The sequence below is a fragment of the Chryseobacterium sp. C2(2020) genome, assembly GCF_014218915.1.
In the GTDB taxonomy this organism is placed as follows: Bacteria; Bacteroidota; Bacteroidia; order Flavobacteriales; family Weeksellaceae; genus Chryseobacterium; species Chryseobacterium mucoviscidosis.
In genome coordinates, this window is the sequence record NZ_JACLCT010000031.1 from 1 (window position 1) to 23,117 (window position 23,117).

General features: G+C 36.1%; 20 protein-coding genes. 6 read left to right on the forward strand and 14 right to left on the reverse strand.

Annotation, left to right across the window (positions count from 1 at the left end):
- Nucleotides 1–66: 66 nt before the first annotated feature.
- The 3 genes from H6W52_RS15780 to H6W52_RS15790 form a co-directional block, all read right to left on the reverse strand.
- Nucleotides 67–381, reverse strand: coding sequence for a GxxExxY protein (locus H6W52_RS15780; RefSeq protein ID WP_116099251.1), 315 nt, complete (start codon nt 379–381; stop codon nt 67–69).
- Between the two features lie 192 nt (nt 382–573).
- Nucleotides 574–1,545, reverse strand: coding sequence for an iron ABC transporter permease (locus H6W52_RS15785; RefSeq protein WP_116099250.1), 972 nt, complete (start codon nt 1,543–1,545; stop codon nt 574–576).
- A gap of 14 nt (nt 1,546–1,559) precedes the next feature.
- On the reverse strand, nt 1,560–2,114 hold the full coding sequence (locus H6W52_RS15790; protein WP_116099249.1) for a TlpA family protein disulfide reductase: 555 nt from the start codon (nt 2,112–2,114) through the stop codon (nt 1,560–1,562).
- Nucleotides 2,115–2,147: 33 nt separating this feature from the next.
- Between H6W52_RS15790 and H6W52_RS15795 the strand changes: the two genes are divergently transcribed.
- Together H6W52_RS15795 and H6W52_RS15800 are read left to right on the forward strand one after the other, a co-directional pair.
- Nucleotides 2,148–3,272 carry a ferredoxin--NADP reductase gene (locus H6W52_RS15795; protein ID WP_116099248.1) on the forward strand — a complete coding sequence of 375 codons (1,125 nt, stop codon included), beginning with the start codon at nt 2,148–2,150 and terminating at the stop codon, nt 3,270–3,272.
- Entirely contained in the window at nt 3,269–3,886 is a 618-nt protein-coding gene (locus H6W52_RS15800) for a vancomycin high temperature exclusion protein (protein WP_185140318.1), read from the forward strand. Before H6W52_RS15795 ends, H6W52_RS15800 begins: the two co-directional genes overlap by 4 nt.
- A gap of 43 nt (nt 3,887–3,929) precedes the next feature.
- Here H6W52_RS15800 and H6W52_RS15805 read toward each other — a convergent pair whose 3' ends face one another.
- Nucleotides 3,930–6,527 carry a BamA/TamA family outer membrane protein gene (locus H6W52_RS15805; protein WP_116099247.1) on the reverse strand — a complete coding sequence of 866 codons (2,598 nt, stop codon included), beginning with the start codon at nt 6,525–6,527 and terminating at the stop codon, nt 3,930–3,932.
- On the opposite strand from H6W52_RS15805, the gene H6W52_RS15810 reads away from it, so the two are divergent.
- Nucleotides 6,513–7,244 (forward strand): TrmH family RNA methyltransferase, encoded by a 732-nt coding sequence (locus tag H6W52_RS15810; protein ID WP_116099246.1) that lies wholly within the window; start codon nt 6,513–6,515, stop codon nt 7,242–7,244. The two genes, H6W52_RS15805 and H6W52_RS15810, sit on opposite strands and share 15 nt — an antisense overlap.
- Nucleotides 7,245–7,382: 138 nt before the next feature.
- Here H6W52_RS15810 and H6W52_RS15815 read toward each other — a convergent pair whose 3' ends face one another.
- The 5 genes from H6W52_RS15815 to porQ all read right to left on the reverse strand — a co-directional run bounded on the left by H6W52_RS15815 (nt 7,383) and on the right by porQ (nt 10,480).
- Entirely contained in the window at nt 7,383–7,880 is a 498-nt protein-coding gene (locus H6W52_RS15815) for a phosphoribosyl-ATP pyrophosphatase (protein ID WP_087710037.1), read from the reverse strand.
- Nucleotides 7,881–7,883: 3 nt separating this feature from the next.
- Nucleotides 7,884–8,192 carry a phage holin family protein gene (locus H6W52_RS15820; RefSeq protein ID WP_076390303.1) on the reverse strand — a complete coding sequence of 103 codons (309 nt, stop codon included), beginning with the start codon at nt 8,190–8,192 and terminating at the stop codon, nt 7,884–7,886.
- Nucleotides 8,193–8,276: 84 nt separating this feature from the next.
- Entirely contained in the window at nt 8,277–8,621 is a 345-nt protein-coding gene (locus tag H6W52_RS15825) for a YtxH domain-containing protein (protein WP_076390302.1), read from the reverse strand.
- A 95-nt stretch (nt 8,622–8,716) separates the two neighbouring features.
- Nucleotides 8,717–9,391: a (d)CMP kinase gene (gene cmk / locus H6W52_RS15830; RefSeq protein WP_076390301.1), complete on the reverse strand. Its 675-nt coding sequence runs from the start codon at nt 9,389–9,391 to the stop codon at nt 8,717–8,719.
- A gap of 96 nt (nt 9,392–9,487) precedes the next feature.
- The gene (gene porQ / locus H6W52_RS15835) at nt 9,488–10,480 is read right to left on the reverse strand and encodes a type IX secretion system protein PorQ (RefSeq protein WP_116099245.1); all 993 of its coding nucleotides are present in this window, start codon (nt 10,478–10,480) and stop codon (nt 9,488–9,490) included.
- Nucleotides 10,481–10,860: 380 nt separating this feature from the next.
- Here porQ and pyrH point away from each other — a divergent pair, with 380 nt between their 5' ends.
- Complete coding sequence (pyrH, locus tag H6W52_RS15840; protein ID WP_116099244.1) at nt 10,861–11,568, forward strand: UMP kinase; 708 nt, start codon at nt 10,861–10,863, stop codon at nt 11,566–11,568.
- Between the two features lie 105 nt (nt 11,569–11,673).
- A complete protein-coding gene (gene frr, locus H6W52_RS15845; RefSeq protein ID WP_116099243.1) occupies nt 11,674–12,228 on the forward strand; it encodes a ribosome recycling factor in 555 nt (184 codons plus the stop codon).
- A 64-nt stretch (nt 12,229–12,292) separates the two neighbouring features.
- On the opposite strand, the gene H6W52_RS15850 is transcribed toward frr, so the two are convergent.
- The 5 genes from H6W52_RS15850 to H6W52_RS15870 form a co-directional block, all read right to left on the reverse strand.
- Nucleotides 12,293–12,931 (reverse strand): hypothetical protein, encoded by a 639-nt coding sequence (locus tag H6W52_RS15850; RefSeq protein ID WP_116099242.1) that lies wholly within the window; start codon nt 12,929–12,931, stop codon nt 12,293–12,295.
- A gap of 310 nt (nt 12,932–13,241) precedes the next feature.
- On the reverse strand, nt 13,242–14,030 hold the full coding sequence (locus tag H6W52_RS15855) for a hypothetical protein (protein ID WP_116099241.1): 789 nt from the start codon (nt 14,028–14,030) through the stop codon (nt 13,242–13,244).
- A 131-nt stretch (nt 14,031–14,161) separates the two neighbouring features.
- Entirely contained in the window at nt 14,162–15,622 is a 1,461-nt protein-coding gene (locus H6W52_RS15860) for an LptF/LptG family permease (protein WP_116099240.1), read from the reverse strand.
- Nucleotides 15,623–15,940: 318 nt separating this feature from the next.
- Nucleotides 15,941–16,588, reverse strand: a complete 648-nt coding sequence (locus H6W52_RS15865; RefSeq protein WP_087710051.1) for a LolA family protein — start codon at nt 16,586–16,588, stop codon at nt 15,941–15,943.
- 62 nt (nt 16,589–16,650) lie between these two features.
- Nucleotides 16,651–19,224 (reverse strand): FtsK/SpoIIIE family DNA translocase, encoded by a 2,574-nt coding sequence (locus H6W52_RS15870; protein ID WP_116099239.1) that lies wholly within the window; start codon nt 19,222–19,224, stop codon nt 16,651–16,653.
- 415 nt (nt 19,225–19,639) lie between these two features.
- Between H6W52_RS15870 and ccsA the strand changes: the two genes are divergently transcribed.
- Nucleotides 19,640–22,885, forward strand: a complete 3,246-nt coding sequence (gene ccsA / locus H6W52_RS15875) for a cytochrome c biogenesis protein (protein WP_116099238.1) — start codon at nt 19,640–19,642, stop codon at nt 22,883–22,885.
- Nucleotides 22,886–23,117: the final 232 nt, after the last annotated feature.

Below are 23,117 nucleotides of genomic sequence, written 5' to 3' on the forward strand. Positions count from 1 at the left end.
CCCGAACTGGATAAATGCATAGATGGCAAGGAAAACTAAATATAATTCAATATTTTAGCGTCGAGTTCACGTTAAATTACAATTCGTCATTTTGAGATAAGTTAGAAGTTGTGCTTTATGCGTTGAGTTAATATAATCAACAGTTTTTATCTCTAAAATTAATTTGTTTTCGACAATCATATCTAATCTGAAAGCACTTTCAATTTTTAATTCTTCATAAACAATTGGAAGTAACTTCTGTTTTTCTACAAAAAGTCCGGCTTTTTTAAGTTCGTAGAATAAACATTCTTCGTAAACATGCTCAAATAATCCGGCTCCTAGTTTTTTATGAATTTTTAATCCTATCTCAAAGACAATCTTTGATAATTCGTTTTCTGTCATTTGTGTTGCGTTTTTATTTTATCCTGTGTTGGTTTTTCGCAAAGGCGCAAGAAAATCAAAGATTTTCAGCAAGTGTACTGCGTTAATTTTGTAATAATTTTGCGATCCTAAATTTTATCAAAGATAAAATCCTTGCGCCTTAAACGCAAAATTATAAAAATAACTTTGCGCCTTTGTGAAAAACCAACAATATTAAATCTTATTCTGGTTCAAAAGCATCAGTAAAATTACGGGAATTCCGAAAACGGAGCTTATAACATTTAAAGGAATCTGTGTTTTTTCTGCGATGATGGAGAAAAAAAGCATCATCAGCATTCCCAGCATCATGTTTAAAATCCATTGCTGCCAAAGCTTTGCCGGATTATAAATCAGTCTGCTGAAATGCGGAACAATGATTCCGATAAATAAGATAGGACCTAGAAAAGCGGTGATAGAAGCAGAAAGAAGGGAAGAGGCCGCAATAATAAATAGTTTAAGCTGATTGAGATTAACTCCCAGACTTTGTGCATATGAAGTTCCCAATGAATTTCCTATCAATGGTTTTATTGTTTTAAAACAGACAAACAAGCCGATTATTATTAAAACAGATAAAACATAAATCTGATTTCTTGAAACCATATTATTCGCTCCGAAAGACCATAAAATATAGTTTTTAAGACTCTGATCTTCTCCATAAAACTGCAACAGAGAAACAATAGCTCCTGCAAAAGCCGAAACCAGAAACCCAAAAATAATGAGGTAAGATTTATCCTGAAATTTTTTGGAAATGGAAAGAAGAATCAGCATCAGTAAAAGACTTCCGCCGATGGCTGCAAAGCTTAAAAAACTGTTCTGAAGAAATTCCGGGATGAGAAGATCGTGCGAAAAAAAGATGTAAAATGCGACAGATAAACTGGCAATGGAAGTAATTCCTAAGATATCCGGTCCCGCAAGAGGATTCTGAAAATATTCCTGCATCAGAAAACCGGAAGTTGGGATAGAAATTCCTGCCAAAAGCATTACCAAAACACGGTTCACACGTATTTCCGCAATCTGGCTGTTGGAAGATTCTCCCCAAAAGTCCTGAAAATGTAAACTTAAAAATCCTGTATTCAGATTAATAACCGCTGCCAAAATAATGGCGATTAATAAAACGAAACACAGGATTTTAAACTTGTCTGACATAAAACGTCTGAAGTTTATTTTAATAAAGAATTGATTTTTTGGTTAAGCTGCTCTTCACTGATCATCCCTAAAGTTTCATCAGTTTTATCCCCTTTTCTCATGAATGTAAACGGAATTGCATTTCCTGTCCACTCTTTAAAATTAGAAGTAAAAAAATTACCGTCAAGCGAAGCACCGTCCAAAAGAATTGTGTTTTTTTCAATCCCCTGTTCTTGTACAAACTGCGGAACTTTTGTAGTCCACTCTTCTTTACTATCCAGACTAATAAAAGTAATTTTTACCGGTTTGCCTTTAAGCTCTTCAATCTTACTTTTAAAGTGAGGAATTTCCTTTACACATGGACCGCACCATGTTGCAAAAAAATTCGTGACATACAGCGTGTCATTTTTTTTGCCTAAAAATTCAGTTGCCTGCTCATTTGTAAATGTCTTTAAAGCAGATTGAGAGACTTTTGGTTCAGAAACTGCAACAGAATCCGTAACCGTGGAAGTTTCTTCACTTTGTTGATTTTCCTTTTTACAGCTTGCGAGTGAAAAAACTACAAGCGTGGATAAAATTATCTTCTTCATAAATTATTTTTTATCTATTTTTGAGTTGAAGTTATGGAACAACAAATCTATAAAGGGAAACTTACACAGTTTCATTGGTTAAAAATAGCGAAAAAGGAAGAACTGACCAAAAATACTTTTTCTCTGGAATTCGAGATTCCGGATAATCTGAAAGAAAATTTCAGGTTTGATGCCGGTCAGTTTGTCAGCATACAATTTCACGCTCACGGTAAGGAAATCATCAATGATTATTCGATGACTTCTGCTCCGTACGAACAAAAAATTACTTTAGGTATAAAGGTAAATTCTCCTGAAGGAGCTTCTTCAGAGTTATTTAAAAATTATCATGAAGGCGATGAGTTATTGGTAAGTGAGCCAAACGGAAGATTTACTTTAATTTCAAAACCCAGCGAATTCAGAACCATTGTAGGATTTGCGGCGGGAATAGGAATTACGCCGATTTTAAGTCATTTTAAAAATATTCTTCACAATGAACCGAGAACAAGATTATTTTTATTTTTTGGAAATAAAAGTTCTGAAGATCTGATTTACAGAGATGAACTGGATCGGCTCGCTACAATGCACGGAGAAAGATTGCAGATTTTTTATTTTTTCTCCAGAGAGAAAACCGCCAATAGTTTTTTCCATGGAAGACTGGATGATAAAAAATTAAGTCTTATCATCAACCAGATCCTTCATCTGGATGATACGGATGAAGAATCTACCATTTGGGATGCGGTGGATGAAGTTCTGATCTGCGGAAAAGGAGAAATGATAAAAACTCTTGCCAATGCATGTTATCATCACGGAATTCCGAAAAAAAATATTCATTTTGAGCTTTTTGAAGAATTTAATGACGATATTTATCCTGTAGAAAAAGAATTTCCGTTATTAGAAAACGTTGAGCTGGCTTTTAAAATGCTTGGAAAAGAATATACTACCATACTTCCGACCAACGAGGAAAGAATTTTGCAGCAGTTACTTGTACAGAAATTTCAGGTTCCGTATTCCTGCAAATCGGGAATTTGCGGAAGCTGTGAGTGTATTCTGGAGGAGGGCGATGTAGAATTGCTTGAAAATGAATATTTAACGGAGAATGAAGAGGAGAGAGGACATATTTTGGCTTGTATGTCGATTGCTAAAAGCAAAAAAATAAAGCTTAACTTTGACCTTAGTTGAGAATAATAAAAAACATATTTAACCTGATATTCATATCAATAGAAATGGGAATTCTGTTGATATGTCTCGCCAATGCGTGGGTTTTTGCGCTTACAGACGGAAGAACCTATACCAAAATTTCAAAAATTCCTCCAAGAGAAGTAGCTCTGGTTTTGGGAACTTCACCCAAAATGAGATCCGGCGTATCCAATCCTTATTTTACGAAAAGAATGGATGCGGCAGCCTTGCTTTATCATCACGGGAAAATCCGGAAAATTCTTGTAAGCGGTGAAAAAAGCAAAGGATATGATGAGCCTGCTGCTATGAAAAACTATCTTATTTATCAGGAAGGAGTTCCTGAGGAAATTATTATGGAAGATCCGAAAGGCTTTAATACCTATCAAAGTATTCTCCGATGTAAAGATGTGTATAGAAAAGACAATGTAATTATTGTTTCTCAGGGATTTCACAATCTTCGTGCTTTATTATTTGCCAGAAATAACAATATGAATGCATTAGGTTTTGACGCGCAGGATGTTACAAAACCTGAAAGTTATTACAGAAATCAGTTCAGAGAAATTCTTGCGAGAACGGTTGCAGTGGTATATTTTGCTTTAGGAATTTCGCCGGATTAAAAAAACAGGCAATATCATTTAGAGATACTACCTGTTATACTTTTTAGAAAGGATATCCGAATGCAATATTCAGAGTAGGTTTAAACGGCTGAATGTATTTCAGTCTCCATCTTTCACCTTCCGGTCTGTTGGGTTCGTACATTTTATAGGCTAAATCCAGTCTCAGTTTAATGTAGGCAATATTTACCCTTAATCCGAAACCGCTTCCTACACCAACCTGTCTGATGAATTTGTTAAATTTAAACTCATCTCCATATCCGTTGTTGTAGTTTTTAAGACTCCAGATGTTACCGATGTCCGTAAAAAGAGCGCCTTCATACATATCATTAAAAGGCATCCTGAATTCGATATTCGTAGTCAGTTTTAAATTATCAGTCATATATGTTCGAACTCTTTCATCCACCTGAGAATCTGCAGGACCCAATCCTCCGAAAGGAACCCATGCTCTGATGTCATTCGGTCCACCGTTGAAATAAGAACGGATGACAGGCATATTGGAAGAGTTTCCGTACGGAATTCCGACTCCGATAAACTGACGAAGCGCTAAAGTATTGTTTCCGAATTTAAAATATTTTCTAAAATCAAGATCAAATTTCACAAACTGCGCATAAGGAATATTGAAAATGGTTCTTTCCGGACTGGTAACAACACCTCCGTCATTTCTTTTCTGATTAAAAATACTAAAGATATTTCCTGCCAGTTCTACTTTTCCGTTAAAATAAAAAGCATTTGGATAATCTTTTTTCCCTATCTCATTGTAAATAAAATTATAAATGAAAGAAGAAATCAAAACATCCTGAGTCTGTCGGTCTTTATTTACCAAAGTTCCCACAAAGGCTACAAACCGGTCAACTCCCTGCTGATTTAATCCCTGAAGATAGGTCGTGTCTTCAATAATGCGCTGCGAAACCTGATCAATCGTCAGTAATCCGGCTTTAAATTCCTGATATACCGATGAGTTGTAAGCGAAATAATCTGCGAAAAACTCTTCACGGATAGCATTATCGTTAACGAAATAATCATAATACGCATCTTTGTTCTTCGTTAAACTCAGTTGCGTATTAAATAAGGTAAGTCTGTGCGTTACTTTATCATTTACCGTTGCCAGATAATTCAGACCGGTATTAAAGTTAAGTCTTCCCAAACCGATGTTACTCTGATCTGAAACACCCAGAGTAATAGAGGAGGTTGGGCTGTATCTTTTCGGAATTAATTTATAATAATCAAAAGGCAAAAGCAATCTGGGAAAATTCAATGAAGCCTGCGCCGAGATTTCGTAAGCCCAGATCCTGTTATCAATATTTTTAGGATTTACGATTCGCCCGAAAGTTCCGGAAAGACTGGTTGTAAGGTTTTCCGCCCCTCCAAAAATATTTCTCGTGGTAAGATCGATGGAAGGAGAAACCCCGAAATTCAGGACTTCGGAATAGTTTAAATCTGTTCCCACTTTCAGGTCGTATTTCGGAAGCGGTTTCAGTACGTACATTACATCTACGATGCTGTCATTCGGGCTTGTACCGCCACCTCTTCTTAAAGAATCTCTGGCTTTCAGAATGCTGAAATTATTCATTGCCAGAATATTTCTTTTGGTAAGATCTAGCTTTTTCTGATCGTAAACCTGTTTGTTTCCTACGATGATGGCTCTCCAGATCGCACGGGAATCGTAGCTGTTGTCTGTTTTATGAAAACGGATACCTCTTAAGCTGTCTTTTCTTGTATTATTCGGAAAATCTTTTGCCTCGTCTACGATGGCAACATCAATATTTCCGATGGTTGCCTGTTTATAAGGACTATCAAGAGAATCTTTGCGGATTTCCAGAACCAGCGGAACCTGTTTTGTGCTTTTAAGAGAATCTGCCACAAAACCTACCTCATCGCCTAAACTGTTAAAACGGTAATATCCATACTCCCTCATAAGATCATTAATCCTTCCAACTTCTTTCTCCAAAATGGTCTGATCCAGAATTTGTCCTTTCTTTATAAGAGTTTCCCGGATTTTCTGCTGATAAAGGCTTTTGATATTTGGATCTGATATGTTGTAATAATAATCCTTAATATAAGTAGGCTGGTTGTGGGTAATAAAATAATTAACGGCAGCTTTTTTTGCAGCGGAATCAAGTTCATGCTTAAATTTCACCTCTGCATCCCAATAGCCGCGGTACGTCATTCTTTTCTGGATAGATTCCGCACTTTTTGAAGTTTTTGTCTGGTCGAGAATCACCGGTGCAGAACCCCAGTTGTGGTATAACCTGTCGAAAAACAGACTTTTACCCACACTGTTTTTCATGTTGTATTTAATGAATAGAGAATCTCTCAGTTTTTGATTTCTCAGTTCATTAGGGTACGTCATGTACTCGTTAAGAAGCGTGTCGTATTTGGGATTGGCAGCATTGTAAAGCCAAAGGCTTAAAGGCATGAAAAGAAGCTGTCTTTTATTGGGCTTCTGCTGTACGTAATCTTTCAGTTCGCCATCGAAGGGTTCTTTCTTATCTTCAAACTGAAAATTGTTTTTTACCAGCAAATATTCGCCGTCCGGAACTTTTTTAGTGGTACTACAAGCATAAAGGAGACCTACAAATGTTGCAAATGATATTATTTTATAATACTTTTGAGGAGAATTCTTATAATGCTTACAGCTCATACAATAAAAATTTTACAGTCTTTAGATAAAAAGAAGTTCAGGCAAAAATACAATTTGTTTTTGGTTGAAGGTAATAAAATCATTCGTGAACTTCCCGATTCCAGATTTAAAATTAAAGAAATATTTTCTACGGATCCGCAAAAATTAGACCGTATGGAAGCTCCGGTAACTCATATCTCTGAAAATGAGTTGAAAAAAATCAGTTTTCTGCAAAATCCAAAAGATTCTGTGGCGGTCTGTTATCTTCATCCTGAAGAAAAAGCAGAGGATAAAAATCTCCAGTTGGTTTTGGATGGGATTCAGGATCCCGGAAATCTGGGAACGATGATCCGTCTTGCAGACTGGTTCGGCATCGAGCAGATTATCTGCAGTGAAGATACCGTAGATTTCTATAATCCTAAAGTTATTATGGCAAGTATGGGATCTTTTACGAGGGTAAATATCGTTTATACAAACCTGACTGAATATTTATCCGAAACAGGAAATATCAACATCGGAACCGATATGGACGGTGAAAATATTTATTCTTTCGAAAGACCTGAAAAAATGAATTTAATTTTAGGAAATGAAGGCAATGGGATGCGTCCGGAAACGGAAAAACTGCTTCATAAAAGTGTGATGATCCCAAGATTCGGAAAATCGCAGTCTACAGAAAGTCTTAATGTTTCAATGGCAGCAGGGATTATTTTAGGACAGTTGTTTGGAGGAAGTGAGTAATAGAGTGAGAGAATTGGAGGGTTTGTGTGAAAAAGATCAATAGACAGATCTTGAGGTTTAATCAAATATTAAAGGGTTTTAGAATGGGAGCGTAATGAGATTAACTCTTAAACACTCCAACTCTAAAACCCTCAAACTTTAAATAAGCTGTTCCATACTCGAAACACTTTTGTTTTTCTGATACGTTTCAAGTTTTTTTCTTACATATCTTAAGGCGACAGGAGCGAGATAGATCATCGCAGCGCCAATTAATTTATTCTTCCAGTTTGAACTTTTAAAGTTTTTTCTGGCATAATTTCCGACAAATGTTGTGACTGCAAGGTTTATCATAATATCCGCCGCATCTCCTTTGAAGGCAGAATTGGCTATTCCCATTGCTGTATTTTTATTGATCAGAGCTCCTTTAATTTCGGAAGTAATCTGTTTAGCAATAACATCTTTTCGCAGAACTACTTTTTCATCACCGTCTTCATCTACTTTTTCCTGAAGGTACTGGTCTGTTAAGCCATTGGTAAAAGCACTAAGGCTTTCCTTGGTATTTTTGAAGGTAAGGAGATCTTCCAGACCGTCTATTTCCTGCTTCAGCAGCTTTTTCTTTCTTCTCAGTTCCTCTAAGCTTTCATATTTTCTGCTCATAGTTTAATGATTTAAAAATTTAATTACCTGATCTGCCACATAATTTACGATTTTCTTTTTAAACAGCACGATAAGAATCATTGTTAAAAGATAGAATGCAGCTACAATAAGGAATCCGTAAGACTGGTCGCCCAATGCTTTACCGATAAGAAAGGCAATTCCGAAGTTGAACAGAATGATGAAAAAACCAAAAGCGACCAGCAAAACCACGAAATAGGTGATCATTCCTGCCGAAAGAGAGGATTTTTCGGTAGCTTCAATTTTCAGGAGATCGATCCTTTTTGAAGCGTATTCTTTAATAGTTTCAATCATTGTTTTTCTTTAAAGTTACAAAAAAAGGAACTTTCATTTATAAAGTTCCTTCTCATAATTTACCTAAAAAAATAAACTATATTATTATTTTAGATCATTTAGTTCAGATTCTACATTTTTTACTACGTCTGCAGTTTTAGAAACGATCTGATCTTTGTATTTATCATATCCGTCTTTTACGGTGTTTGCAACGCTGTTTGCTGTTTCTTTAAAAGTAGAAGAGATGTTACCATACTGGTCTTTTACTTTTTCAGAAACTTCTCCGTATTTATTTTTAGCCTGATCTTTAAGATCGTTCGCTTTAGTTTTAATTTTCTTTCTTGTTTCTTTACCTTCTTCAGGAGCATAAAGCATTCCTAAGATAACACCTGCCGCAGCACCTGCAAGAAGTCCTGCCAAAATACCCGCTGTATTGTTTTTTTTAGACATTTTCGTTTTTTTTAATAGTTAATAATATTAGCTTTTTACTTATGATGAAATGTACAATTAACATACCAAAGGAGAAAGACATCTATTAAAAAATGTTAAATCTTTTGGATGTGAGATAAAATCTCATCAATAGTTTCTTTCTTAGAAATATTGGTATTATCAATAACAATGGCATCTTCAGCCTGCTTTAACGGGGCGATTTCGCGTTCGCTGTCTATTCTGTCGCGTTCTATAAGGTTTTCTTTCACCTGCTGTTCATCTGCTTCAATTCCTAAAGAAATCAGTTCCTGATAACGTCTTCTGGTTCTTTCATCGATACTTGCGGTAAGAAAAAATTTATATTCCGCATTTGGCAGAACTACTGTCCCGATGTCACGTCCGTCCATAATAATGCCGCCTTTTTCTGCCAAATTGCGCTGAGACTGAAGCAGAAAATCTCTTACTTCTTTCTGTTTGGCAACAAAACTTACATTCTCCGAGACTTCATTCGTACGTATTGCTTTGGAAATATCAATATGATTCAGGAAAAGAACCAGTTCTCCATCAAGATTTTTAAATTCAAGCCCGATCTGATCAAACGAAGAAAATAATTTCTCAAGATCAATGGTTCCGCTGTCATTTAAACAGTTCTGAAGAGCAAACCATGTTACTCCTCTGTAAAGCGCACCTGTATCCAGATGAATAAGTCCCAGCTTTGCTGCAATGACTTTAGAAATTGAACTTTTTCCGGTAGACGAGTACCCGTCGATAGCTATTACAGGTTTTTTCATACTGCAAATTTCAAGATTTTTTCTTAAAAATCAAGAAACCTCAGGAGATTTTCTTGAGGTTTCTGATATTTATTTTGTTTTGAAAATGATTAACAATTAGTATCCTGCGTGGCTTGTAAGATCAATGGAAACTCCTATCTGGTTGACATTCGCAGAATTATGATACCTTACGTGTGCGTAATCCACACGGAATCTGGCAATTTTAATCCCGAATCCTGCCGAAAGTCCTGAGAAATTTCTCTGATCTGCAACGGCTAATTCATTCCCTCTCTTCACATTATATCCTAGTCTGATGTTGAATCCTTTTTCCGGAAACAATTCTGCCCCGATAGAGAAGTGATCGGCGATTTTTCTGCCTGTATTTACTTCCTGTCCGTTAACGTTGTACTGGGAAGAAATATTAAACTCCTGTAAATCATGCGCCGTAATGGTAACTGCTAAAGGAATTACTTTTAAAATTCTTGTATATCCCAAATCTACACGGAATGGCAGGTTTTCCCTTGTTCCGTTGAAAGAATTGAACTGATATCCAAAATTTCTGAAAACAACAGATGCTGTTTCCTTATTTTTTTTGTTGTGGTACGTAATTCCTGCGTTTCCTGAAATGGCAGAAGAAGTATAGGTGTCGATTTTCGAAGTAATGAAATTCAATCCTCCTCCAATCGTCCAGTCTTCTTCAAACTGATAGGCATATCCTGCTCCAATGGCAACATCCGAAGCTTTGAAAGTTCCGTTTTCGAAACCGCTGTCGTCTGTTCGCGGAATATCTCCGTAGCTCATGTATCTTGCATTGATGGTCGCCATGTGACCGTTATCAAAGTCTTTTGCATAGGCAATCGTTCCGTATTTGGAATCTGCAAGATAGGCAGTTGCATTTACAGAAAGCTGATTATCGGAATCTTTATTCAGTAGTGAGGGGTTTGCAATAGCAAAGGAAACATCACGATCTCTCACAGAAATTGCATCTCCTCCCAAAGCTGCCTGTCTCGCTGAAACAGGGATATTTAAGAATGGATAAACGTTTGTTCCTGTTTGTGCATAAGAAACAATTCCTGACAGAAATAATGAAAAAATGACAATTTTCTTCAACTCAGTTTATTAGTAATGCAAAAATAATCCTTTTTCGTACTTTTCAAAATATTTCTCACATTATTTATATTTAAATATTTAAGTTTTGTGGAAATCGTGGTTTTATTTTAAGTTCTATGCCATTTTTATTGAGCTTAATCTTTTAGCGTAAGATTATTATTTTGAATCTTCATGTTTTGTAATTTAATTAAACAGCCATCTATTCACTCAAATTATAAAAACAGGGACATTATTTATAAGGAAAAATGCTTTGCTGATCCCATAAAACATCACTTTTAAAATTTATAATGTATAATGAAAAATCAACCTTATTAATGATTATATTTGCAAAGTCAAATTTTAGACAGATATATCTAACGAAAAAAAGTTATTTACATACAATGAAATATAAAAGAATCCTTCTGAAACTGAGTGGTGAAGCCTTAATGGGAAACAGACAATATGGTATTGATAATGAAAGGCTACAGGAATATGCTGCAGAAATTAAGAAAGTGGTAGAAAAAGGCTGTGAAGTTGCCATTGTAATCGGAGGAGGAAATATTTTCCGCGGTGTAGCAGGAGCTGCAAAAGGAATGGACAGAGTACAGGGAGATTATATGGGAATGCTTGCAACGGTAATCAACGGGATGGCTTTGCAGGGTGCTCTGGAAGATGCGGGAATTAAAACAAGACTACAGTCTGCCATCGAAATGGATAAAGTAGCGGAACCATTCATCAAAAGAAGAGCAGTAAGACATCTTGAAAAGGGCAGAGTAGTGATTTTCGGAGCCGGAACAGGAAATCCGTATTTCACAACAGATACTGCCGCAACGTTAAGAGCCATCGAAATCGGGGCAGATGTTATTTTGAAAGGAACAAGAGTAGACGGAATCTACGACAGCGATCCTGAAAAAAATGCAGATGCAGTAAAATATAATTCACTATCTTTCGACGAAGTTTATGCGAAGAATCTAAAGGTAATGGATATGACGGCATTTACTTTAAGCCACGAAAACAAACTGCCGATTATTGTTTTTGATATGAACAAAGAAGGAAATCTGGAAAAAATTGTTGACGGCGAAAATGTTGGTACTTTAGTTGATTTGTAATAGTAAGTTCAGGGTTTTGAGTTTAAAGTTTTAAAAATTACTCATTACCAATTACTTATTACTTATCATTAACATATGTGTAACTTATCAAATTTTATTATAGTAATGGAAGAATTAGATCTTATAGTAGAGTCTGTACAGCAGGACATGGAAGCAGCTATTAAGCACCTGGATCATGCATTTCAGAGAATCAGAGCGGGACGTGCGTCTACAACAATGGTTCAGGATGTGATGGTGGAATATTACGGAGCATTAACTCCAATTAATCAGGTTGCCAATGTTTCTATTCCCGATGCAATGACGATTTCTATTCAACCTTGGGACGCAAAAGCCATTAATGATATTGAAAAAGCAATCATCAATTCAAATTTAGGATTTGCACCTTCTAATAACGGGATCAACATTATCCTTAATGTACCGCCTTTAACGGAAGAAAGAAGACGTGAACTGGCAAAACAGGCTAAGTCTGAAACAGAAGACACGAAAGTAGTTGTAAGAAACGCAAGACAGAACGGTCTGAAAGAGCTTAAAAGACTGGAAGGAGTTTCTGAGGACATCATTAAAGGTGTTGAAGCAGATATTCAGACGCTTACCGACAAATATGTAAAAGCTTGCGACGAGCATCTTAAAGTAAAAGAAGCTGAAATTATGAAAGTATAATTTTCGGCTCCTGAAAATATAAAAAGCGGTTTCATTTTGAAGCCGCTTTTGTTTTGTGTACAGTTTAAAGGCAATTGATTTCTCCTTTTCTGTCTTTATTTTTAAGGATTAAATGATAGTTTTTCATCAGCTCAGCAATATCACATTTTGTTTCTTTATTCGGAATTGAATCAGGATTCAGGTTATTTCCTTTTGAACGGATCGTGTAATTTTTTTCGAGGCACTGAATGGCTTTATCGTTTAAAACATAGCTTCTTTTTTCATTGACATCATCTTTTGTTTCCGGTTTTTCGGGCGTTCCGCTTTCATCAAAATTCCATACCGTTTCTTCTTTAAAAATGAAAAATACGCTGTTGTTTTTTACATAATATTTTGTGGATGAAGAAAAATGACTGTGTTCTGCATAAGAATCTTTGATCATTCTGAGATCTTTATTCTCATAATATAAAACAACTTCACCTTCTTTTTCGTCGCAGTTATACGTGAATTTTGTTGAATCCAGTTTTTTTGCAGATAAAAGATTATTTACGGCTGCATATTCTTTCTTTATATCTTCAACGGAAGTAATGGAATCACTCAATTTTTCCGAAACTGTATTCATGGTTGTATTATCAGTCACTGAATTATTTTGAATGTTTTCTGCATTTTCTTTCTTACAGGAAACAATAACAAGAAAACTTAAAGTAAAAAGAAGTATTTTCATAAAAATAATTTTGTTTAAGCATACTGCAAAAAATATGCGCAAAACTTATTTAAACTTAATCACTGTAACCATCGCAAAGGCGGAAAATATTCATTAAATATTGTCATGTTTTAAAGCGCAAAGATTTTATCTAAATAAAATTAAGCACCATCCTTATTGAAAATCTTTGATTTTCTTGCGTCTTAAAAATTTGAGATTAATAAAAATCTTGCTTTTTTGTACTTTTTGACAAGAATATTTCCATTAATAAAAAACTAAAATAAAAAAGCAGCTCCAAACTGAAACTGCCGTAAAAAATATTTTTAATAGATTATTTACAATTTTCGTTATAATCATAGATCACTTCATTCACGATCGAAAGATTATCTGCCATCGCATTGTCGATTTCATTTCGGATGAATTTTCCTAAACCCGATCTCTTTTTGGTATCATTTTTCAAAGAACCATATTCTCCTTTTGTTATTTTAGCTTTCACAACAGGGCAGTCTGCGGTAATGATCTTTGCTTTTGCAACATTAAGTTCTTCCGGTTTTCCGCCTTTTTTGGAATACACATACGCCGGATTTTCTCTCATTCTTTTGTTTTCCTCGTCTGCAACTGCAATTTGTCCGCCTGCTGAGAAAGTAGTCGGGAATCCGTATACTTTGTACACTTTAATTTTTCCGTCTGCCACAACTTCAGCAAACTGATTACTTTTTGTAAGGTTGTTGAAAGCTTTTAAACCACCACTTAAACCTCCGTTCTGGGTGTTGTACGCTTCTTTGGTGTTCGTGTATTTTATGGTTTCAAAAACTCTTTCCGTATTGTTGTCGATCGCCATATAACCTTTAAGATCATCTACATCATACGTTTTGAATTTTTGCTTTTTCTTTGAGTTGTCAATGTCCGAAGTTGCAATGAATTTCACTTTTTTCTGATTCGTCCACGGATTCATTTCGTCTCCGGCAAGTCTTACAATACCTTCGATCTTTTTCCCGCTTTTATCAATAATGTATCCCGGCTTTTCCCCGATTCTCATTTCATATTCCGTATTGTCTTCCTGCGCATAAGCATTGAAAGAAACAATACTGAATAAGCCAATCAATAATAATTTTCTCATATAGAATTGTTATAATTTTTGACAAAGATAATTTTTTACAGCTAAAATGAAATTGAAATTCATTTTTTAACATACCACAAAAAAATCCGGAAAAATTCCGGATCTTTTTATATTGTATAAGGTACAGCTTATTATTGATACCTTTTGTGTTCTTCATTCTTTACAAAAAGTTTGATAACAGGCTTGAAAGCCGCTTTGTATTTTTCGGCATCAAACAGTTGAGAATCCGTAAGAGCTTTGTACGTCATCCATACTCCGAAAGGAAACAGAACCAGATTCGGAACCCACGCTGCAAGATAAGGATTGATCTTTCCGGACCACGCCATGTTTTCAAAGCCTACATTAATCACATAGAAAATAATGAAAATAACAATCGCAATTACCACAGGAAGTCCCATTCCTCCTTTTCGGATAATGGAACCCAAACTCGCACCGATCAGAAAGAAAATGATGCAGGTGAAAGAATACGTCACGATTCTTTGCTGATAAATCACTACTTTGCTGTAATATTTTACGCCGGGATCAATCTCGTTATTTTTTCCTTCAAGCGTACTTTTCAGGTTATCAAGACGGTTATAAGCATTATTGATGATCTCCAGTTTTTTATCCCCTTTCACCGTATCGAGCTTAATAATCTGCTTCGGTTTTGCCTTTGCGCTGTTCTGTTTGGTGTCCATATAACTTACCACAGAATTGGTCTGTCCCAAAACATCGCTGCTTACATTGGTGAAGAATTTCTGATTGTCTTTTTTCGTTTTATCGATTGTCGTATTCAGCTCATGGAACGTCTGGAAACGGTAATCGTCCGTAATTTTTTCTTCTTCAATGGCTTTGTTAATGATCTCACTTACGTCGAAATGAAGCGTTAATGTATCAAATTTAATCACCTGGTCGGGCTGTTTCAGACGGATGTTTTCTCCTTTCCCGGCAAAATTATCTTCATAAACAAATCCGTTGAACAATTTTAGCTTTAAATAATTTGTATTTTCTGCCGGAGCAAAAACACCTTTCTGGGCAATTACAGTCTGCTGATTTTCGTAGGAGCTTGCTTTCTTATGAACAAAAACACCTTCTATATTTTCATCATTTTTGCCGTAAATCTTATCGAACTTCACCATGTTTCCTGGAATCTGATCGATAAACTGTCCCGGTGTGAAATTCAGTGCAGGTTTGGTCTGGGCAATATTGAAAAGCATATTTTTCGCCTTCCTCTGAAAATCCGGAATGATATTGTTGGAGAAAAAATACAGCATAATGGAAAGTACAACGGTTACTCCCAAAAGCGGCATCATCACTCTGGTCAGCGAAATTCCCGCGGCTTTCATGGCGGCGAGTTCATACCGTTCCCCGAATTCCCCGAAAGACATAATGCTCGCCAGAAGAATCGTGAGCGGTAAAACCATACTGATTACACTTACCCCGAGGTAAAAAAGAAGTTTCATGATTTGCCAGTAGCTCAGTCCTTTTCCCATAAACTGACCCAGCTGAATCCAGATAATGTTCACAATAAAGATGAAAAACAATACGCTGAATATAAAGAAAAACGGTCCGAAGAAGGTTTTTATAATATATCGGTCTAGTATTTTTAACATTCGCCAAAATTAAACAAAAAGCCACAAAGTTTTCTTTGCAGCTCTTATATTTTATGAAATTTTTATAATAAGTTTCGTTAAACTAATTTTAAATGTAACCGCAAAAGAGACAAAAGACTTTGTTGAGTTTATTTAAAGTATTTCAAAAGTCTGCAAAGAGAAAAATCTTTGATTTTTTTAACTTATGTGCTCTTTTTACATTTAAGTATTAAACTTAATAACTAAAGTGTTACAATCTTTTGCATCTTTTGCGGTAAAAAAGTTTAGACAAGTTTAATTAAAAGCAAATCCGCGTATTCGCTTGTCTGCTGATTATTTTTAAAGTTCTGTGATCAGGTAATTTTTGTATTTGTTTTTATCAAACGTAAACATTCCCGGATCCAAAGTCTGGTTTTCCTTGTATTCTTTAATCGCAATTACGGCAAGGTCTTTATTGTTTCCGTGCTGTTCCAGTTTTACCATCTGTTTTTTAGCAGAATCTACAAAAAGATAAACGTATTTTATTCCGTTGGATTTTACCGGAGTTAATTTAATGAAGTCTGCATTTACACCATCTACATTTTTCTTTCCTCCGTACGTTACATTATAATCTTTTCTGTAAGTAGAAAGATAGTTGATAGGGGAGAACATGGAGCTGCTTCCGTTAGGTTTCGCTACCGTAACTTCCATATCTTCTGTGTTGATGTTGTAGATTTTACTTCCGTCGAAGATCTGTTCTGTTTCCATGATCTTCAGTTTGTATTTATCTCCTGCAGCGTAATAAATTCCGGGTTCCGTTTTATCAACCTTTCCGTTGGTTCCGCTTCCGAAAGAAAACTTGAAGTACGAATTTTTCTTAGAGTTATAATTAGCTGTAATATCATCAAGAATTTTTTTTGCCTTTGCATCAATCTTCTGTGCATTCGTAAATCCGACCGCTCCAACTACCAAACTGCTTACTATAACTTTTGAAATAATATTTTTCATTTTATTAAATTCTTTAATCTTTAGACTTTCTTTAATGTTAAAAGTTAAACTGAAATTTCGCTTTAACTGCGCAGATCTTCCAAAAACTGTTCCAAAGAATGAAGGTCACTGATGAGAACCTCTCTTGCTTTTGCCCCGTTAAATCCGCCGACAATTCCGCTGGCTTCCAGTTGATCCATAATTCTTCCGGCTCTGTTGTAGCCCAGTTTCAGTTGTCTTTGAAGCATTGAGGTAGAACCTTGCTGAGTAGAAACAATAATTCTCGCTGCATCTTCGAACAAAGCATCTTTTTCATTCGGATCAAAAGCTCCCACTGTACTGGTAGAATCTTCAGAAACATATTCCGGAAGGATAAATGCGGAAGCGTATCCTTTTTGTTCCCCGATAAATTCTGCAAGTCTTTCCACTTCCGGAGTATCTACAAAAGCACACTGAAGTCTTAAAATTTCATTTCCGTTAAAATAAAGCATGTCTCCTTTACCAATTAACTGATCTGCTCCCGGAGAATCCAGAATCGTTCTGGAATCGACACTGGAAATTACCCTGAACGCTGCTCTTGCAGGGAAATTCGCTTTAATCATACCTGTAATTACATTTACGGAAGGTCTTTGTGTTGCGACAATTAAGTGGATTCCCACCGCTCTTGCCAACTGAGCCAATCTGGCAATCGGTAATTCAACTTCTTTTCCGGCAGTCATAATTAAATCTGCAAATTCGTCCACCACCAAAACAATGTACGGTAAATAACGGTGACCGTTTTCAGGATTTAATTTTCTTTCCGCAAATTTTTTATTGTATTCTTTTAAATTTTTACAAAATGCATTTTTAAGCAAATCATATCTCGTATCCATTTCAATACATAAAGAATTCAGAGTGTTGATTACTTTATTCGTATCGGTAATGATGGCTTCTTCCGCATCCGGAAGTTTGGCAAGATAATGTCTTTCGATTTTTGAATATAATGAAAGTTCCACTTTTTTAGGATCTACCATTACAAATTTCAGTTCACTCGGATGCTTTTTATATAGAAGAGAAGTGAGAATTGCATTAATTCCGACCGATTTACCCTGTCCTGTTGCTCCCGCCATCAGTAAGTGAGGCATTTTGGATAAATCTGCCATGAAAATTTCGTTTGAAATAGTCTTTCCGAAAACCACAGGAAGATCCATATCTGTATTTTGGAATTTCTGCGAAGCAATCACTGAACGCATAGAAACCATCGTCGGATTTTTTCTCGGAACTTCAATCCCGATGGTTCCTTTTCCGGGCATCGGTGCAATGATACGGATTCCTAAAGCAGAAAGATTCAGGGCGATATCATCCTGCAGTTTTTTAATCGCTGCTACACGAATTCCAGCTTCCGGTACAATTTCATATAAAGTAACTGTCGGTCCTATCGTCGCTTTAATTTCGGCAATTCCTACGTTAAAATTTTTCAGCAATCCGACAATTTTATTTTTGTTTTCTTCTAATTCGTCTTTGTTGATCGAAATTTCTTCGTTTCCGTAATCTTTCAGCAATTCAACAGGCGGCATCTGGAATTTGGCAAGATCCAGTTTATGATCGTACAATCCATGTTTATCTACCAATTCCTGAGACTGTCTTTCGGAATCATCAAGAATATCGATAACCGGAGCCACTTCTACATTAAATTTAATATTTTCCTGAGGTGCAGCCGCAGTAACTGTACTTACCGGAATAGAAGGTGTCATATCAAACGCCTGTTCCGGATTTGAAGTCGGAACTTTAGGTCTGGAATCGAGATTTAAATTGATGGAATTTGAAAAATCATTTTTAGGTTCCTCATCAAAAGAAGTTTTATTCGGTGTTACAATCGGATCCAAATTGCTGGATACCGGAACTTCCGGAAAACCTTTCGGAACTTTTACAGGTTCAGGCTCCGTCATTTTGGGAGCTGGTTTTTCTGCAACTTCCGTTACTTTTATTTTAGGTTGTTCTTCTTCCTGTTCTGCCGTTTCAATTTCCTCAATCAGTTCTTCATCGGCTTCAAAATTTTCATCAGAACTCGGCATCATCGATCTTACTTTTCCGATGGTATTTTCATTGATGTCATTTAATTTAGACTTGATAGAACTCGGACGAAGATTAAACTCTAAAATAAAATACAAAGCAATACTTGCAATTAAAACCAGCCAGAGACCATAAGAACCAATAATCGTATTCAGAGACTCCATGATCTGATATCCGTAAACTCCGCTTAAAACACCCTGTCCTTTAGTAATCGCTCCAAACAGAATCGGAAGCCAGCAAATGAAAAACAGGGAATGACCTACCGTTTTCCAAGGTTTGAACATTTTCTTTTTCAGGATAACGGTTCCGAAAACCAGAAATAAAAAGGCAATGATGAATGAAGCCACTCCGATACTTTCGAAAATAAAAATATTTCCGAGCCAGTCGCCCAGTTTTCCGAAAAGATTGGAAGATTTTATTGTTTTATCGAGCATAGTTCCTGCCTGACTCTGATCTGCCTTCCAGTTCATCAGATAAGAAACGAACGAAAAAGTAAGCACTACAGAAAAAAGAATGAAAGTAAGCCCGAAGAATACTCTTGGCTTAGATAAAAATTTGCCCTTATCAGGCGATTCAGTCGGTTTGTTTTGTGTGTTTTTATTCATAATGTCAATTGGCAAATTTAATGTTTTTCCTACATTAAATGGATGCGCACAAGCTTAAAAAGTAACTAATTTTTCCCTTATTTTAAAAGGAATTTAGATTGATTTGGTTTTAATGATTAAAAATATTTAAAATAAAATGAACTGGAAAAAAATAATTCATCATTTTTTGCTGTTTAGAAAATTTGAACCAAATAAAAATTAAAAATGCTGAATAAATAGAGCTTGTCAATCAATGGTATAGCTTTTATGAATTTAATTCTGATGCTTTTATCATTTTAAATTTTCTTCAAAGAAAAATTGCTTATTAAGAATCAATAAAAATAAGATTAAAAGCGGTCTCAACTGATAAATGACAGTTTTTTTTGGAGTCTTTGTGGTTTATCATCCTTATTTTTGCATGTCAAGTATATAAATCATGAAGAAGCTGCAAGATATTCTTATCTCGACCAGGACAATGGCTGTATTGTTACTGGTGTACGCATTTGCGATGGCTTATGCAACGTTCTTGGAAAACGACTACGGTACTCCTACAGCAAAAGCATTAATCTACGAAGCAAAATGGTTCGAACTCATTATGCTCCTGCTCATTCTCAACTTCATCGGAAACATCGGAAGATACAGACTTTGGAAGAGAGAAAAATGGCCGGTTCTGGTGTTTCACCTTGCTTTTATACTCATCTTCATCGGTGGTGCAATCACAAGGTACATCAGTTTTGAAGGAACAATGCACATCCGTGAAGGAGAAACGTCTAACGAAATTGTAACGGATAAAAACTTCCTTAAAGTACAGATTGAAGAGAAAGGCGATGTTCTTGATTATAAAGACATTCCTTACTTAATGTCTCCTTTGCACAAGGATCTGGAAGCAACCTATGAATTCCATGACAAAAAAGTAAAAGTAGTTGCCAAAGAATATGTTCAGCGAAAAAAAGACAGTCTTCTGGCTGATCCGAATGGGGCAGAATATCTTCATTTGGTTTCCACAGGACAAACCGGACGACAGAATATTTTCATCAAGTCGGGCGAAACAAAATCAATCAACGGAACTTTGGTAACGTTCAACAGAGCTATTGAAGGAGCGGTTGAATTTAAAAACGAAGGCGGAAAACTGTTCATCAAAACTCCTGTGGATGCAAGTTATATGACGATGGCAACTCAGGCAACCGGAACAACGGTGAAAGATGAATTCCAGCCTTTGGCTTTAAGAAGTTTATATTCCATCAACGAATTAAAATTAGTAGTTCCGGAAGGTCTTAAAAAAGGAAAACTGATGGCGATTGAAGGCGACAGAAAAAAAGATCAGAATGTTCCGGATATGTTGAAGGTGGAACTTCAGGGGCCTAAAACAAAGCAACTGGTAGATCTTTCGGTAGAAAAAGGAAATCCGAATGCTTACAAACAGGTAACAATGGACGGTTTGAACATTATGATCGGTTTTGGTCCTAAAATTTACAATACACCTTTCTCGCTTAAACTGGATGATTTCATCATGGAAACTTATCCGGGAAGTTCTTCTCCGAGTGCGTACGAAAGCCACATTAAAATTATTGATGAAGGAAAACAGACTCCTTTTAAAATCTATATGAACCACGTTCTGAACCATAAAGGATACCGTTTTTTCCAGTCGAGCTTCGATCCGGACAGAATGGGAACGGTTCTTTCCGTAAACCACGATTATTGGGGAACTTTGATTTCCTACATCGGGTATACATTCTTATTCGGGGGAATGTTCTTTATGTTCTTCTGGAAAGGAACCCACTTCTGGAAATTAAACAAAATGCTGAAAGACGTTAACAAAAAGAAAGCGGCGGTAGTAATTTTATTATTGTTGAGTTTCGGCTTAAATGCCCAGAAAATTGAAACACATGGCACAACCGACGGAAGCAGGGAACACATCCATGTGGAAGGTGATAATCACAGTCACGCTCAAAGTTCAGAAACATTAAAACCACAGGGAGCGCAGCCGTTTACAAAAATGAAGGTGGTTTCTGCCGATGAAATTATTGCAAGAAATAAAATCAGTGCAGAACATGCCGATAAATTCGGATATCTTTTGGTGCAGAATTTTGAAGGAAGAATCGTTCCGATTAATACCGAAGCTTTGGATGTTTTAAGAAAGCTTTATAAAAAGGACGAGTTTAAAGGAACAGACGGAAAATCTTTAACAGCAAACCAATGGTTTTTATCGGTGAATATTGATACGCCAAGCTGGACAATGGTTCCGATGATTAAAGTAGGAACAAAAGGTGGAGACGAACTGAAAAATAAGACAAAAGCAGACGAAGACGGATATACTTCTTTAATGAATCTTTTCCCGGCAGATGCCAACGGAAATTTAAGATATATCCTTGAAAGCGATTACAACACTGCGTTCCGTAAAAAACCGGCTGAACAGACCAATTATGATAAAGAAGTGATTGCGGTAAACGAAAGAGTTCAGATCTTCAACGAATTTTTCAGCGGTCAGTTTATGAGAATTGTTCCGGTAAAGAACGACGCTAATCACACATGGCATTCATGGCTGGATCAGAAAATGGAACCGGATATGGAGTCTCAGCAGGTTATGGGACCATACTTTGCAGAAGTTTTGCAGGCTCAGCAATCAGGAAATTGGGCAAAAGCAGATGCGCAACTGGCGAAACTTTCAGAATATCAGCAAAAATGGGGCAAAGCTGTCGTTCCTGCAAAATCTAAAGTTGATCTTGAGGTGTTTATGAATAAAGTGAATATCAACTTCAAATTGTTGATCTTCTATACATTAATCGGAGGATTGCTATTAATCTTAGGTTTCGTTGAATTATTTAAGTCTAAAAAAGTTTTAAACAAAGCAATTAAAATCATCATTGTTTTAGGTATTGTAGGATATCTGTTCCATTTCCTTGGTTTGGTGGCAAGATGGTATATTTCCGGTCACGCTCCGTGGAGTAACGGGTATGAAGCCATTATTTTCATTTCTTGGGTAGGAATTACAGCAGGTTTATTACTTTACAGAAATTCCAATGCCTTAATTCCGGCAGCCGGATTTATGGTAGCTGTAATTATGATGGGATTTGCGCATGGAGGTTCTGCTCTTGATCCGCAGATTACGCCGTTGGTTCCTGTATTGAAATCCTATTGGCTGATTGTTCACGTTGCGATTATTACCTCAAGTTACGGGTTCTTTGCATTGTCGATGATCATTGCAGTAATCAGTTTGGTATTTTATATCATTTCCAATAAAGAAACGTATAAATTGCATCACGATACAACGTTGAAAGAACTGGTAATCGTTTCTGAAATGTCTTTAACCATAGGTCTGTTTGCATTAACCGTAGGAAACTTCTTAGGAGGAATCTGGGCAAACGAATCATGGGGAAGATACTGGAGCTGGGATCCGAAAGAAACATGGGCATTCATTTCCATTATGGTATATGCATTTGTTCTTCACATGAGACTGGTTCCGGGATTAAGAAGCAGATGGGCATTCCACGTTGCGACGATGTTTGCATTCTGTTCAATGGTCATGACGTATTTCGGAGTAAATTATTACCTGAGCGGACTTCACTCTTATGCAGCGGGAGATCCGGTTCCGGTTCCGGCTTGGGTTTATATCGGACTTGCAACAATGGCACTTTTATCAGCCGCATCTTATTACAAGTTCAGAATTTTAAATAAAAAATAAATTTAAGATAATGATTATCCGTAATTTGGCATAACTAAAAAACCTTTGAGTTCTTTGCTGAGTGAAACGCCTTTGTGAACTTAAAAACAGTTAGTATATAAAAAGAATCTTGGCGATCCTTTGCGTTAAAAAGCAGTATTACTAATAACGAATAATCAATAAAATATCATACATACAATCCCTGAAATTAATTTTTCAGGGATTTTTTTGCTTAGAATTGAACCGACAAGTC